11 protein-coding genes and 1 pseudogene are annotated in these 14,830 nt (G+C 59.5%); 8 read left to right on the top strand and 4 right to left on the bottom strand.

Annotation, left to right across the window (positions count from 1 at the left end):
* Position 1 precedes the first annotated feature (1 nt).
* The 3 genes and pseudogenes from ACZ1HM_RS03930 to ACZ1HM_RS03920 all read right to left on the bottom strand — a co-directional run bounded on the left by ACZ1HM_RS03930 (position 2) and on the right by ACZ1HM_RS03920 (position 4,680).
* Positions 2 to 1,004: pseudogene (locus tag ACZ1HM_RS03930) on the bottom strand (mandelate racemase/muconate lactonizing enzyme family protein).
* 95 nt (positions 1,005 to 1,099) lie between these two features.
* Positions 1,100 to 2,206 (bottom strand): mandelate racemase/muconate lactonizing enzyme family protein, encoded by a 1,107-nt coding sequence (locus ACZ1HM_RS03925; RefSeq protein WP_472741338.1) that lies wholly within the window; start codon positions 2,204 to 2,206, stop codon positions 1,100 to 1,102.
* 20 nt (positions 2,207 to 2,226) lie between these two features.
* Positions 2,227 to 4,680 (bottom strand): FAD-dependent oxidoreductase, encoded by a 2,454-nt coding sequence (locus ACZ1HM_RS03920; protein ID WP_472741336.1) that lies wholly within the window; start codon positions 4,678 to 4,680, stop codon positions 2,227 to 2,229.
* A gap of 67 nt (positions 4,681 to 4,747) precedes the next feature.
* Between ACZ1HM_RS03920 and ACZ1HM_RS03915 the strand changes: the two genes are divergently transcribed.
* The 6 genes from ACZ1HM_RS03915 to ACZ1HM_RS03890 are packed head-to-tail and all read left to right on the top strand — an operon-like array spanning position 4,748 to position 9,717.
* Positions 4,748 to 5,632, top strand: a complete 885-nt coding sequence (locus ACZ1HM_RS03915) for a MurR/RpiR family transcriptional regulator (protein WP_472741334.1) — start codon at positions 4,748 to 4,750, stop codon at positions 5,630 to 5,632.
* On the top strand, positions 5,632 to 6,711 hold the full coding sequence (locus tag ACZ1HM_RS03910; RefSeq protein ID WP_472741332.1) for an aromatic ring-hydroxylating oxygenase subunit alpha: 1,080 nt from the start codon (positions 5,632 to 5,634) through the stop codon (positions 6,709 to 6,711). The genes ACZ1HM_RS03915 and ACZ1HM_RS03910 overlap by 1 nt, the downstream gene beginning before the upstream one ends.
* Positions 6,704 to 7,537 (top strand): hypothetical protein, encoded by an 834-nt coding sequence (locus tag ACZ1HM_RS03905; RefSeq protein WP_472741330.1) that lies wholly within the window; start codon positions 6,704 to 6,706, stop codon positions 7,535 to 7,537. The genes ACZ1HM_RS03910 and ACZ1HM_RS03905 overlap by 8 nt, the downstream gene beginning before the upstream one ends.
* A gap of 48 nt (positions 7,538 to 7,585) precedes the next feature.
* Positions 7,586 to 8,224, top strand: a complete 639-nt coding sequence (locus ACZ1HM_RS03900) for a sulfotransferase-like domain-containing protein (protein WP_472741328.1) — start codon at positions 7,586 to 7,588, stop codon at positions 8,222 to 8,224.
* Between the two features lie 43 nt (positions 8,225 to 8,267).
* Positions 8,268 to 8,543 (top strand): aldehyde dehydrogenase family protein, encoded by a 276-nt coding sequence (locus ACZ1HM_RS03895; RefSeq protein WP_472741326.1) that lies wholly within the window; start codon positions 8,268 to 8,270, stop codon positions 8,541 to 8,543.
* Positions 8,533 to 9,717 carry an aldehyde dehydrogenase family protein gene (locus tag ACZ1HM_RS03890; protein WP_472741324.1) on the top strand — a complete coding sequence of 395 codons (1,185 nt, stop codon included), beginning with the start codon at positions 8,533 to 8,535 and terminating at the stop codon, positions 9,715 to 9,717. Before ACZ1HM_RS03895 ends, ACZ1HM_RS03890 begins: the two co-directional genes overlap by 11 nt.
* A 32-nt stretch (positions 9,718 to 9,749) precedes the next feature.
* Here ACZ1HM_RS03890 and ACZ1HM_RS03885 read toward each other — a convergent pair whose 3' ends face one another.
* Positions 9,750 to 10,379: a TetR/AcrR family transcriptional regulator gene (locus tag ACZ1HM_RS03885; protein ID WP_472741322.1), complete on the bottom strand. Its 630-nt coding sequence runs from the start codon at positions 10,377 to 10,379 to the stop codon at positions 9,750 to 9,752.
* Between the two features lie 90 nt (positions 10,380 to 10,469).
* On the opposite strand from ACZ1HM_RS03885, the gene ACZ1HM_RS03880 reads away from it, so the two are divergent.
* Complete coding sequence (locus ACZ1HM_RS03880) at positions 10,470 to 11,633, top strand: efflux RND transporter periplasmic adaptor subunit (RefSeq protein ID WP_472741320.1); 1,164 nt, start codon at positions 10,470 to 10,472, stop codon at positions 11,631 to 11,633.
* Positions 11,634 to 11,669: 36 nt separating this feature from the next.
* The gene (locus tag ACZ1HM_RS03875) at positions 11,670 to 14,807 is read left to right on the top strand and encodes an efflux RND transporter permease subunit (protein WP_472741318.1); all 3,138 of its coding nucleotides are present in this window, start codon (positions 11,670 to 11,672) and stop codon (positions 14,805 to 14,807) included.
* The last annotated feature ends 23 nt before the right edge of the window (positions 14,808 to 14,830 follow it).

Raw genomic sequence — 14,830 nt, 5'->3', positions numbered from 1 at the left:
GTCAGGCCATTTCTAAGATAGGGGTGCCAAGGATGTCGGGATCAGGTGTCACGCCAAGGCCAGGGCCTTCGGGCGGGGCGATGCGGCCATTCTGGCGGCTGGGTGCATCAGGGCACAGGCGGGGTGCGACATAATTCGACAGATCACAGGTGTTCAAGAGCGACCCTTGCGGCGTGCTGGCCGCAAAATGCAGCGACGCGGCTGTTACAATGTCCGACCCCGGTGCATTCGGCGCAAATCTCCGCGCCAAGATAAACCACCAGATCGCGGGCGCGGCGCATAGCGGACAGCCCGCCGAACTTGGACAGTTTCAACGCAACCGCGTCCAGACACCCCAGTTTGTGCGCCCTAAGAAGGGTTTCCAGATCAAAGGCGTTCTCATCAATCTTCATGGGCAGCCCTGTGGCCTGCCGCACAGCGGCGCAGTCTTCCAGCGTTTTGCAAGGCTGTTCCAGCATGACGTCCAAATGAGCCACGGCCCGGCCTGTGCGCGTTGCCTGCAACCGCGTGGCACCGCAGTTCCAATCCCCGTAGACCAAAGGCCCCGGGCCAACGGCCTCACGCACTTTGATCAGCCGCTCTGCATCCGCCGCCCAATCCGCATCTGCGCCCAGCTTGACCTGGAATTGCCTGATGCCGGTTGCATAAGCCTCTTTGGCGATGCGCGCCATTTCATCGGGGGCGATGCAGGTAATGGAATGATAAAGCGGCATGTCCTTGCGCGTCCGCCCGCCCAAAAGCGCGTAGAGCGGCAGGTTGGTGGCCTGGCCAAACAGATCCCACAGCGCCATATCCACAATGGATTTGACGTGAAAATGCCCTGGCAAAAACCCATCCAACTTGCGCATGGGCGCATCCACACCGCAGGGGTCGATGCCCAGGATTTCTGGTGCCATTTCGGCAATGCCACTTGGCACGCCCTTCGCAAATGCAGGCAGGTAATGCGGGATCGGGCAGACCTCTCCCCAGCCTTTCAGGCCGGTATCCGTCTCAAGGCACAGCACATGGGTTTCGACCGTGGCGCAGGTTTTGCCCTCGGCCATATAGTACGTCTCATGGCTGGTCAGGTGGGCGGACCAGAGGGTAAGCTTGCTCACTTTCATCGGTAGACCGCCACTGGATTGCCCAAAGTGTCCTCATCTGGATGCACGCCCAGGCCGGGTGTTTCTGGCAGATGCAAATGGCCATCCGTGTTGCGCGGCCCCCGGCCGCCTGCGATGTCTAGGGTCAGCATGTCTTGGCAGGCCCAAACCGCATGGCAATTGGCGTCAGGGATCGTGGCGGCCAGATGCAGCGCCTCTGTATCGGCCAGAACGGACCCACCTGTGGCCATCACAAACATGTCGATGCCATGGGCCAAGGCGACATCCCGCATGCGCGCCGCCTTGGTCAGCCCGCCCACACGGTTGAGCTTGATGCCAAAGATCTCTGCCAGCCCGTCCCGCGCGATGCGCGTGGCGTCTTGCAGGCTTACCAGGCTTTCATCCACGGAAACCGGCGTGGCGTGTTTGCCGCAAATTGCCCCGATATCATCAAGGGTTTCGCAGGGCTGTTCGACCATGACATTCAGGTCCTCTACCGCTGACATCACCCGCAACGCCTGCTGCCGCGTCCAACCACGGTTAACGTCATAGAGCATGATGTCACCGGGGTTTTTCAGCGCCTCGACATCGCGGATGCGCTCAATATCGCGCGCAACATCGCCGCCAATCTTGACCGAATGCGCGATATAGCCACGCTGGCGGTAGCGGTCGATCACGGCGCGGGTCTCCTCAACGGTTTTGGCCCCCACCGAAGAGGCAATCGGGCGCGGCGTACGTGACCCGCCCCCCATCAAATCCGCAATCGGCAGGCCTGCTGCCTGGCCTGCGATGTCCCAACAGGCCATGTCGATGGGGCTTTTGGCATAAAGGTGCCCGGGCAATGCCAGATCCATCGCCCGCTCCACCTCCAAGACACGGCGCGGATCCAGGCCCAGGACAAAGGGCGCCATCGTTTCAATGCCTGCCCGGATGCCTGGCCCATGGGCGGGGACATAGGTATGACCCCATGGCGTGCCCTCGCCCCAGCCAATCAGGCCTGTGTCCGTTTCAAGTTTGACCAAGGTCGCGTCCAGAACCTCAAACTTAAGCCGCCCACCGGACAGCCAATAAGGATGCTCCAACGGCAGATCGACCTGATAAACGGTGATGCGTTTGATCTTCATTGCCCTTGCCCCCTTTTCCGTCAGGCCATTGCCAAAGTGGCCGCATCGGTGCGGGGCAGCAGGCTGTCAGGATCATAGGCGGGTGCCCCTAGAACCTTTGCGGCACGGGGTTTGCCATGGATCACAACTTCCAGTGCTGTGCCTGGCGTGGCAGCCTCTGGCTTGATGTAAGCAAAGGCTAAAATCTTACCTACACTTGGTCCGAAGGCCACAGAAGCTGTCGATCCAACGACGCGGCCCTCCAGCATCACAGCCTCGCCGCCGTGGCCGTCGGCCTCGCCGTCGGGTGCGATCTCCAGATAGGCGCAGATCCAGGGCAGGTCTTCGTTCAATGTCAGGTCGCGGCCCAGATAGTCTTTGTCCCGCCGGGCAAAGCGCAATACATCCGCCTCGGCCAAGGTCACCTCATTGGTCAGCTCGCCCGCGCCTTTGAACCCTTTCTCCATCCGCATCGCGTTCATGGCAAAACTGCCGTAGTCCGCGATGCCATGCGGCGCGCCTGCGGCCCAAAGCGCGCGGTAGACATCAAGACAAGCGGCGTTTGGCATGTGCAGCTCCCACCCCAGCTCGCCTGCATAAGACATCCGAAACGCCCAGACAGCGTGCCCCGCGATGCGCACCTCTTGGGCAGAGAGCCAACGGAAACCCGCGTTGGACAAATCCGCATCCGTGCAGGCCCCCAGAACATCCCGCGCGCGCGGGCCGTTCAGCGACAGGGCCGACCAATCCGCCGACAAAGCGGTGATCTGGGCATCGGCCCCGTCCAGATGCTGCGCCAAGTGATCCAGCAACCGCTGTTCAAAGAAGGCCGCACAGACCAGATAAAACCGGTCTTCGGCCATGCGCACGATTGTGGTCTCCAGCTCAATCCGCCCGCGGCGGTTCAACATATGCGTCAGGGTGATGGAGCCCACCTTTTGCGGCATCCGGTTCGCGGTCAGCCGGTCCAGGAGCGCGTAAGCGTCAGGGCCCGACACCTCAACCTTGGTGAAGGCGGTCACATCCATAATCCCCACCCGTTCCCGTACAGCGGCCACCTCAGCTGCCACGATGTCATCCACAACCGTGCGCTTGAAAGAATAGTGATCCTCTTGCGCGACACCGTCCTTGGCAAACCAGCGCGGGCGCTCAAAGCCGTAGTTCTCTTCGTGCACCGCCCCTTTGGATTTCAGCAGATCATGTAGCGGCGATGGTTTGATCGGCCGCCCGGCTAAACGGTTGAAATGCGGAAACGGGATTTCGTGGCGCAGGCAATAATCCTCTTCGGCTTTCACGACCTGCCATTCTTTGGTGGCATAACTGCCAAAGCGGCGCGGGTCATAGTCCCGCATTGAGATATCGGCCGCCCCATGCACCATCCAGCGCGCCAGTTCCCGCGTCAGGCCCGGCCCCCAGCCAATCCCGATCTGGGTGCCGCAACAACACCAGTAATTGCGCACCCCCGGTGCCGGACCAATGAGAGGATTGCCGTCAGGGGGATGGCTAATCGCGCCATGCACTTCGCGCTGAATGCCAAGCTCTGCAAAGATCGGCATACGGTTCAGGCTTTCCTCAAGATAAGGCATCACCCGGTCGTAATCGGCGTCAAAGAGCCAGTTCTCGTATTCCCACGGGCAGTGATCGTGCCAGACGGAGTTTGGATTCTCTTTCTCATAAATCCCGATCAGGCCGCGCTTTTGCTCCATCCTGATGTAGCCAGAGACCTTTTTGTCGTCGCGAATGACCGGCAACTCTTGGTCCAGTGCGGCAAATTCGGGCACGGGTTCTGTCACAAAATAATGGTGCGTCATCGACGTCATCGGCAGCTGCAGGCCGGACCATTCGCCCATCTGGCGCGCATAGGTGCCGCCAGCGTTGACCACATGTTCACAGATAATGATGCCCTTTTCGGTCTCCACGACCCATTCGCCACTGTCCGCTTGGGTGATGTTGGTGGCCCGACAGTTGCGTACAATCCGCACGCCTTTCTGGCGCGCACCTGCGGCCATGGCCATGGTCACATTGGTAGGGTCCACATGCCCGTCATCTGGCGTGTGCAAAGCACCCAAGACCCCCTCAAGATTATAGAAAGGGTGCAGCGCGGCAATCTGCTCTGGGCCCACCAGCTCAATGTTGAACCCCAGCGACCGACCCACAGAAAGCGTATGGCGGAGCCAATCCATCTCGTCCTCAGTATAGGCCAGCCGGAACGAACCGCAGCCATGCCAGGTCACCGGCTGGCCGGTCTCAGCCTCCAGGCCCCCGGAATACAGGCCGATGTTGTAATCAACACATTTGCCCAAGCCAAAGCTGGAGGTGGAATGCGTGATCTGTCCTGCTGCGTGCCAGGTGCTGCCGCTGGTCAGCTCAGCCTTTTCCAGCAGCACCGTATCATCGCCCCAGCCCTCATGCCCCAGATGATAGGCCAGCCCCACGCCCATCACGCCGCCGCCTACAATAACCACGCGTGCGTGGGTCGGGAATTCGGTTGCCATGACCGCATCCTTTTTTGAGTCGATTTTCGCTCGACATCGTAATCAAACAAAAATACCATCGTCAATCATGAATGGGACAAATGTATCAAATACGATTCTGAGCCGCCTGGCCGAGGAGCTGCCAGAGTTGACGCCAGAGGCGCGCAAAGCCGCCACCTATGTGTTGGAAAACCCGCGCGATGTCGGGGTTTCAACCGTGCGCGAGATTGCGGAGGCGGCCAATGTGAAGCCCAACACCGTGGTGCGCATGGCCCGCCAGGTTGGGTTTGAAGGCTATGACGATTTTCGTGTGCCGTTTCGCGATGCGATCCGCCGTGGCGCTGCGGACTTTCCCGACCGCGCCCGCTGGCTGCAGGACATCCGCAAATCCGACGATTTGGGCGGGCTTTATGCCGATATGGTACAAGAGATGCTGCGCAATGTTGAGGAAACCTTTGCCGGCATCTCAGCCGATCAGCTGAAAGCGGCGGCAAATGACATCTGGCAGTCGCGCAATGTCTTTGTGCTGGGCGTGGGCATCAACAACTCCAACGCCCGCAACTTTACCTATCTGGCGTCAACCGGGATGGTGCAATTTCATGCGATCCCCCGGTCCGGCTCCACCCCTGTGGATGATCTGGCCTGGGCAGACAAACGCGATGTGCTGATTGCCATCACCTGCAAACCCTACCGCACCGAAGTGGTGGAGGCCGTGCGCATCGCGCGCGCGCAGGGGATGACCGTGATTTGTCTGTCTGACAGCCCCGCGAGCCCGATCCTGCGCGATGCGGACCACGGCTTTGTTGTGTCTGTGGACACGCCACAGTTCTTCCCATCCTCGGTCAGCATCATCGCACTGTTGGAGACGCTGCTGTCTTTTGTAATCGCCGTGGCCAGCGACGAAATCGTGGAGCGGGTTGAAACCTTTCACCAACGCCGGCACCAGCTGGGCCTCTATCACGCGGAGGAGTAATGACGAAACCGATCCTGTCGCTTGACGCGAAATACTACACTGACCCGCAGGTCTTTGCCCTCGAAAAGGAAGGGGTGCTGGCCAACACTTGGCAATTCGGATGCCACACCGCAGACCTGGCGGAAACCGGGGCCTATGCCACCTTTGAGATTGCTGGCGAAAGCCTCTTTGCGATCCGGGGGCGCGACGGCCAGATCCGCGTCTTCTACAACGTCTGTCAGCACCGCGCGCATCAACTGGTCGAGGGCACCGGCACCACCCGCGTGGTCGTCTGCCCCTATCACGCTTGGACCTATGAGCTAACCGGAGAGCTGCGCGCAGGCCCTAACATCAAAGCGGTTGAGGGTTTTGATAAATCCAGCGTCTGTTTGACCGAAGTCCGCGCAGAAGAGTTTCTGGGCTTTCTATTTGTGAACCTCGACCCGGATGCCGCCCCCATGGACGATTGGTTCCCTGGCGCGCGGGCAGAGTTGAGCGAATGGGTGCCCAACTGGGCCGATCTGAAACCCCTCGAATGGGTCGATATCCCAGAGAATTGCAACTGGAAGGTCTCGGTTGAGAACTATTCAGAGTGTTATCACTGTTCGCTCAACCACCCGACCTTTGCCAATGGCGTGGTAAAGCCCGAGACCTACGACATCCAGCCCCAAGGCAAATGCCTGCGCCACACAACAGAATGTCAGGCGCTGGATCAGATGACCTATGACATACATTCTGGTTTTGAGCATTTTGACGAATACTCCAGCTGGTTTCTCTGGCCGATGTTTTCGTTTCAGGTCTATCCCGGCAACGTGCTGAACACCTATCATTGGCGCGCGATTGATCCGGGTCGTGTGGTGGTCTGGCGCGGCTGGTATTCGGTGGACGGGGTGGATGACCTCAAGGTGCGGCAACTGGCCAAACAGGACCGCGCCACCACGGTTGAAGAAGACATCCACCTGGTGGAATCCGTGCAGCGCGGGCTGGGCTCTCGCGGGTACCGCCCTGGCCCACTGGTGGTGGACCCCAAAGGTGGCGTGAACTCAGAGCATCCTGTCATGCATCTGCAACGCTGGATGCGGGAAGCGATTGATGGCTGATCTTGCAATGCCGGAAAAGTGGACGGACGCGCAGAAGCTGTTCCCGCATCAGGTTGGCTTTACCTGTCCGCCCTTTGATTACGACGCGGCCCCCTCGGATTTTCTGCGCATGTCGCCTGAAACCGTTGGTGTGCATGGCTGGATGCTGCATGTGCCGGACTACGCCCATGGGTTGGATCAACGCAAAGCCAACTTTGGAATGATGGAAGACTTCGTGCATTGTATGGCGCGCAATGGTGTGGATGTCTGCGGGCAGGTCGGGTCGAACTGGGTGCATGCTAGTGGGCTTGGTGTTGAGGGCATACGCCAACACTGCGCCGATCTTTCTGACAAATACCAAACACGCTTCCATATGGCGGGCTACGCAATGGTCGAAGCCCTGCGGGCCATGAACGTTGAAAGGGTCGCGTTGAACGCGGCCTATCATTGGCCCGACTGGTGGCAAGGCACCGCGGGTTTCCTGCGCGAGGCTGGTTTTGATGTGCTATGGGCGGGCAATTTCGTCGATCAAGGCTGGTTTGCTGACCAAGAGGCCGTGAACGCCAAACGCTGGATTTTTGACGGGGATCTGTTCGACAAAAGCTTCGACTACGTTGCTGAGCAAGCCCCAACCGCAGATGCCTACCTGATTAACGGGATGTGTAATTTTCGCGCGGGCCCCAACGGTTTGCCGCGGCGCCCCCTGCACCTCGCGCGCAACGCCGAGGCCAGGCTTGGCAAGCCGGTCATCGGCCATGACACCGCCCTTTATTGGCGGATCATGAAAGACCTTGGGATAGCCCCGGTCACGTCGCAAAGTGCGCTGTTGGAGAGCCTTCATGCATAAGATCATTGCCCTTTGGGCGATCCCCCGTTCCACCTCGACCGCTTTTGAATGGATGATGCGCCAGCGGGGGACCTCGACTGCCTGCACGAACCCTTTGGTGAGGCCTGGTATCAGGGCGAAGACCCGCTTTGGCCACGGTTCAAAGACGGTGAAAAGACAACACCGGGGTTAACGATTGAAAGCGTCTGGGACGATATCAAATCCCGTGCTGAGCATGGGCCGGTCTTCCTCAAGGATTTCCCACATTATATCAATCACATGTGGACACCTGATTTTCTCAGCCACTTCACCCATGCTTTCTTGATCCGTGATCCGGCCAAAACCATTTCCAGCATGTATGACAAATGGCCTGATTTCGATGAGCTTGAAGTTGGCTTTCCCGAGCAACGCGCCTTATTTGACTTGCTCACCGCGATAAACGGCGCGCCGCCGCCCGTCATCGACAGCGATGATCTTCTGGAAGACCCCGACCGCATGGTCGCGGCCTTCTGCGACGCTGTTGGCATTCCTTTCCTGCCCGAGGCGATGTCATGGGCACCGGGGGCGACCCGTCCGCGCACAGTTGGTGGGATGGCGGGTCCTTTCATGCCAACCTTGCACAGTCCACAGGCCTCAAGCCACAAGTGCGCCGCTACGTCGAGGTCGCGGATGCACCAGAGCGGGTACGCCGTGTTCATCGGCGGATGAAACCCCACTACGACCACCTCTATCAGCATCGGATCACCCCTGAATGAAGACATATTGGCAAAACTACATTGACGGTGCATGGGTCGATGGCGGCGCAGGGCGGATCGACGTACTCAACCCAGGTACGGGTGAAAAACTGGCTGAACATGCGCTGGCAGATGCGGGCGATGTGGACCAATCGGTCATGGCGGCAAAGCGCGTGCATCTGTCCGGCGCGCTGTCGGATCTGCGCCCGGTGGAGCGCGGACGCGTGGTACAGGCCATGGGGCGCTACCTGCTCGAGCATATCGACGATATTGCCCAGTGTCTTGACCCTTGAACAGGGCAAACCACTGTGGGAAGCCCGGATCGAGGTTGAGGGTGCCGCACGCTATTTCGAATACTACGGCAATCAGGCCGAAACGGTTGAGGGGCGATCGATCCCGCTGGGCAAGGGCTATTTCGATTTCACAACCTATGAGCCGTTTGGCGTGTCAGCCCAGATCATCCCGTGGAACTACCCGGTTGAGATGACCGCGCGCTCCCTCTCGGCGGCGCTGGCCACGGGCAACGCCTGTGTGATCAAGACGCCAGAGCTGACACCGCTTAGCAACGCCTGGTTCGCCCATGCGGCCGAGGCGGTTGGGCTGCCGAAAGGCGCGGTCAACATCCTGTGCGGTTATGGACATGACGCAGGGGCTGCCCTGTCGCGTCATCCAGATGTGAACCAGATCGTCTTTACCGGCTCCGTCGCCACGGGCGTTGCCATCGCCACAGCAGCAGCGGCCAATGTGGTGCCTTGCGTGCTGGAGCTGGGCGGAAAATCCGCCGCCATCGTGCATGACGATGCGGATTTGGATGCGTTCGAAAACGACGGCCGCTGGGGGATCTATTTTAACGCAGGCCAGGTTTGTTCAGCCATGTCCCGGGTCATCGTGCATGACAGCGTGCATGATGCGCTGGTGGAGCGCATGGTCGGTGTGGCCCAATCTCTCAAGGTCGGTCCGGGGATTGATCAAGCGGCCTTCGGCCCCACGATGGGCGCGATGGTGTCAGACGCGCAGCGCGACCGCGCGGCTGGCATGATCACCGATGCGGTCACCGCAGGGGCAACCGCCGTAACCGGCGGGCGCAAGATGAACATCCCCGGTGCTTTCCTCGAACCCACGATCCTGACGGATGTAACGCCAGAAATGACCATCGCCAACGAAGAGGTGTTTGGCCCGGTCCTGTCGGTGTTGAAGTTCAGCACCGATGCCCAGGCCATCGAAATCGCCAATGGCACGCCTTATGGCTTGGTTGGCGGCGTCTTTACCCGTGATCTGGACCGCGCCACATCTGCCGCGCGCCAGATGCGGGCGGGACAGGTTTTTGTCAACGAATGGTATGCAGGCGGGGTGGAGACCCCCTTTGGCGGCTACGGCAAATCCGGCTATGGCCGTGAAAAGGGCCGCGAAGCGCTGTGGAATTACGTGCAGACCAAGAACATTGCGATCAAGCTGAAGGACGTCTGACCTTCTGCGCACAGCAGCTTGCTAGGGAAATACTATGACGCGGGTGCAAGCATCCGCTTGGACACATCGCGCAAAAGATGATCAAGCGCGATGTCTCCGCCCATCTCTTTGAGCTTTTCATCGGCCAGCAAAAAGCTCAGCCCGTGCACAAAGCTCCACAGCATAAAGCCCCTGCGCCGCACCTCATCGGTGATGTCCGCCTCGCCCAGGCAGGAGGCGACTTCGCGCAGCACAATACCAAAGGTATCATCGCCCGCTTGTTGCAGTTCAGGATTATCAATGCGGTCGGTAAAGCCGCCAAATTTCAATCGGAAGAGTGCTGGTTCTTCCAAGGCAAAGGTCACGTATTCCCGGCCCAACTGGGTGATCCGCTCAGGCGTGCCTTCGGGAATGCCTTCAAGCGCCTCAAGCATCTTGTCCCGGTGTCGGCCCATACCTTCCAGGACCATCGCGCCAACCATTTCTTCCTTGTCTTTGAAGTGCTTATAGGGTGCCGCCGTCGATACGCCCGCCAGGCGGCAGGCCTCTGAAACGGAAAAACCGTCAGGCCCTTTTTCCTCAACCAAGCGGCGCGTCGCCTCAATAAGTCCGGCGCGCAAATCACCATGGTGATAGGCTGATTTCTTCAGCTCATCTTTTTTGTCTTTTTCGATGGTTTTCATGATCCATCCTTTTGCATGGTGCGTACCCCTTGTCAAAGTAAGAACGGCTTACATATATGTTAGACACGCTAACTTCACGAGGGCAAACCAATGACCGCGACTGAAAACAACCAGGAAATGCAAAAAGTCGGACTGTTCCGCCGGGCTGCACGCGCGGTGGTTCGAACAGGCGTCACACTGGGAATTGCAGCCATTGCGGTCGTCGCCGTTCAAATGGGCAGCAACGAACTGGCCCGCCAGGCCGAAAGCGCACCTGCGCCAGATCCTGCCCCCGTGATGCCCGTGGCGACCCAACCGGTTGTGCTGCAAGACAGCTATGAGATCACGCGCACGTTCGTCGGTCAGGTTGAGCCACAAAAAACCGTTTCAATTTCATTCGAACTCAGCGGCCAGCTGAGCGGCATTCTGGTGGATGAAGGCGATCAGGTGACCGCCGGGCAGGTGCTGGCCACGTTGGACACACGCCTGCTGGCCGCAGAAAAAGAACGGCTGCTGGCGTCAAAATCAGCTCTTGAGGCGCAGAAGCGATTTGCCCTGCAAACGGTAGAGCGCCAATCAAAGCTGTCAGACCGCGGCTTTGCCAGCCAAGCAGGGCTGGATGAGGCGCTGTCACGCGCGGATGAGCTCACATCGCGTATTGCTGAGGTCGACGCGTCGCTTGTGACAAATGAAATCCGGTTTGAAAAATCCACTGTCCTTGCCCCTTTCACAGGGACCGTGACCGAGCGGCGCGTGGATGGCGGTGAAAGCCTGACACCGGGCCAGCCTCTTATTGAAATTGTGCAGCAAACCGCACCACAGGTGCGCGTCGGTGTGCCAACGGAGGTCACGGCGCGCGATCTGGAGGCTGTCAAAATTCGCATCGGTGACACCGATTATGACGCCACACTCACGTCGCTGCGGCCGGATATTGATCCCGTAACGCGGACCCGCACGGCGGTGTTCGAACTGGCAACGGACGATCCCCTGGCATTTGGCCAAACAGCACGGCTGGTGTTGAAAGATGAAGTTGCAGCCAGCGGTCTTTGGGTACCCCTGACCACTTTGAAAGAAGGGCTGCGGGGACAATGGATGCTGCTGGGCGTAGACCAAGATAACGTTGTGCGCCCTGTGACCGTTCAGGTGTTGCACACCCACGCGGACAAGGTGTTTGTGCGCGGCATCTTTCCCGAAGGGACGCAGCTGATTGGTGCAGGACCGCAACGGGTGACCCTTGGCCAGACGGTTGATCCGCAACCGCAACCGGCCTCCTAAGCCTCCCCGCCTGCACCGCCACAAAGGACCAAGCCCATGGAAACACTCACCTTCCGCCAGCCCCGCCTTGTTGCGCTGATCATCCTGGTTCTTGTCTCTGCTGGGCTTTCCTCTTTCCTGTCTTTGGGTCGGCAAGAAGACCCCACAATCACGAACATCTTCGCCACCGTCACAACGCAGTTTCCCGGCGCGGACCCGCAGCGCGTCGAAGCGCTGGTTACAGCCGAAATTGAAGAAGAACTGCGCAAGATCCCTGAAATTGATGAGGTGTCCTCCGTTTCACGAACCGGCGTGTCGGTCGTATCGATTGAGCTGATTGAAACGCTGGCGGACGACAGAATTGAGCAGGTTTGGTCCGAAGCGCGCGATGCGGTAGCGGATGCGCGGCGCAACTTTCCAGCAGGCACATTGGCCCCTGATTTTAATGCCGAAGGCATCTCAGCCTATTCCGGTGTGATTGCCGTGACGTCCAGCCAAGACACCGCGCCACTGGCGCTTTTAGCCCGTCACGCCGAAGCCTTGGGCGACAGGTTGCGGGCCATCCCCGGCACACGGGCCGTTGATTATTTCGGCCTGCCAGATGAGGAAATCCTCATTCGCGTTGATCCCGATAAGGTGGCTGGTTTGGGCCTGACAGCGCAGGAAATCTCGGCCCGGATTGCTGCGGCCGACGGCAAAATCCAAGCGGGCAGGTTGCAGGGCGACGTGGACCTGACAATCGGTGTCAGCGGTGAGATTGAGACACTTGAACGTCTCAGAAACGTTGTGCTGCGCGAAAACGCGGCGGGTGCCACCGTCACCTTGGGCGATCTGGCGCAGATCACGCGCACGCCGCAAACCCCTGCCGAAGAAATTGCGATGGCAAACGGCAAACCTGCGATCCTAATTGGCACCTTGGCGCAGGAAGGTCAGCAGATTGACCGCTGGATGGGCTTTGTCCGGGATGAGCTGGCAGCAGGCCAGGACATGATCCCGATGGGCATCGAAGAAACGCTTCTGTTTGATCAAAGCACCTACACGCTTGACCGGCTGAGTTACGTCATCACCAACATGGTGATCGGCGTTTCCTTGGTGGTTGCGGTGCTCTTTTTGACACTTGGTGTGCGCGCGGCCTTGATCGTGGCGGCCGTGCTGCCGGTCGTGTCGCTTGCCACATTGGCCAGCATGAACATGATCGGGCTTCCAATTCACCAGATGTCCGTGACCGGGTTGATTGTGGCCTTGGGCCTATTGGTGGACGCCGCCATCGTCATGGCCGATGAGGTGCGCAAGCGCCTCAAGGCGGGCATGCCAAGAGAATTGGCTGTAGGCGATGCTGTCAAACGGCTGGCCGCCCCCTTGCTGGCCTCAACCGTGACAACGGCTCTTGCCTTTACCCCGATGATCTTGCTGCCCGGCCCTGCGGGTGATTTCGTGGGTTCCATCGCGATTGCCGTGGTGCTGATGCTGTTCTGGTCGCTGCTGATCGCGCTGACCGTCACGCCGGCCATTGCCGGTTGGATCCTGCCCTCCTCCGACAGCCGTGGTGGTTTTGCCAATGGGATCACAATCGGGTGGTTGGGGCGGCTTTTTGAAAGCTCCATCCGCCTTGCCATCCACAATCCCATCCGCGCCATCTCACTTGCGTTGGTGCTGCCCGTTTTGGGATTTGCCGCTTTCCCAACGCTGACCGCGCAGTTCTTTCCGGGGGTAGAGCGCAATCAGTTCTATCTGGAGGTTTCCATGCCCTCGGGCACCGCCATCACAGATACGGCGCGCGTGGCGCGCGAAATGGATGCGGTCATCCGAATGGATGCGGGTCTGGACAACGTCTATTGGTCCATCGGTGCCTCTGGCCCTGCGTTCTATTACAACATCGTTGGTGGGCGCAGCCAGGAACCGGGGTTTGCGCAGGCCATGGTGACCACCAAAACCGATGCCGATGCCGCGCGTATGGTCGCCGATCTGCAAGATCAATTTGACCGCGATTTTCCGCAAGCACAGGTCATCGTGCGCGGTCTGGTTCAAGGCCCGCCCATTGACGCGCCGGTCGAAGTCAAAATCCAGGGGCAGGATATGGCCACCCTGCGCGCGCTTGGGGATGAGCTGCGCGCGATCATGGCTGATCTGGAACTGGTGACCCAGGCCCGCGCTGGCGTAAACGGAGGCGCACCGCAGGTCCGTTTTGAGATCGATGAGGTCAAAGCGCGCCTGTTGGGATTTGATGTGGCCGACGTGGCCGCCCAGTTGGATGCGGCCCTGGTCGGTGTCACGGGCGGATCTCTGGTTGAGGGGACCGAACAAATGCCGGTTCGGGTCCGGTTGGGGGACGCGCTGCGCACGAATTTGCAGGCCATCGCTGACATGCCGATCATGCTGCCGAACGCGGCGGCGGTCTCGGCCTCTGGCGCGTTCCCCGCCCTTCCTCTGTCTGAGATTGCGACGCCCATTGTAGAGCCTGCAGAAAGCGTCATCACCCGCGTGAACGGCATGCGTGAAAACGTGATCCAAGCCTTTTTGGTGCCAAACGTGCTGCCCGAAGAGGCGTTACAGCAGGTGCTTGTGGCCATTGATGAGCGTGGGTTTGAACTGCCTAACGGCTATGCCCTAAGCCTGGGTGGGGACAGCGATGCGCGCGCCAATACGGTGGGCAACCTGTTGGCCTCCATTGGCCTGATCGTCACGCTGACCATCGCCACGATTGCCTTGACCTTTAATTCCTTCAGGCTGACTGCTGTGGCGCTTGTGGTCTGCGTTCTGTCTGCGGGGCTGTCGCTGTTGTCGCTTGCGATCATGCAGTACCCCTTTGGCGTTGTGGCCATCATCGGTGTGATCGGATCTATCGGTGTATCGATCAATGCGGCCATCATCATCCTGACCGCCTTGCAGCAAGACCCGGACGCTGCAGCAGGGGACCGGTCTGCCATGACCCGTGTCGTTGTCGGATCAAGCCGCCACATCGTTTCAACCACGATCACAACATTTGGCGGGTTTCTGCCCCTTATCCTGGATGGCGGCGCGTTCTGGCCGCCCTTTGCGGTCTCCATCGCGGGTGGGGTTTTGCTGTCCACGGTTGTCAGCTTTTACTTCACGCCACCGATGTTTGTTCTGATCTCAAAGCGCACCAAACCAGCCACAGAGATCAAGGAAACCACCTCTCCGAAAATCGCTCTGGTGCAACACGCAGCAGAGTGATCAAGCCCCGGGGCCACATCTCT

Source organism: Sulfitobacter sp. GN1-4 (assembly GCF_055693825.1).
Note: the sequence above shows the minus strand (reverse complement) of the source record. Positions and strands in the feature narration are given on the sequence as shown.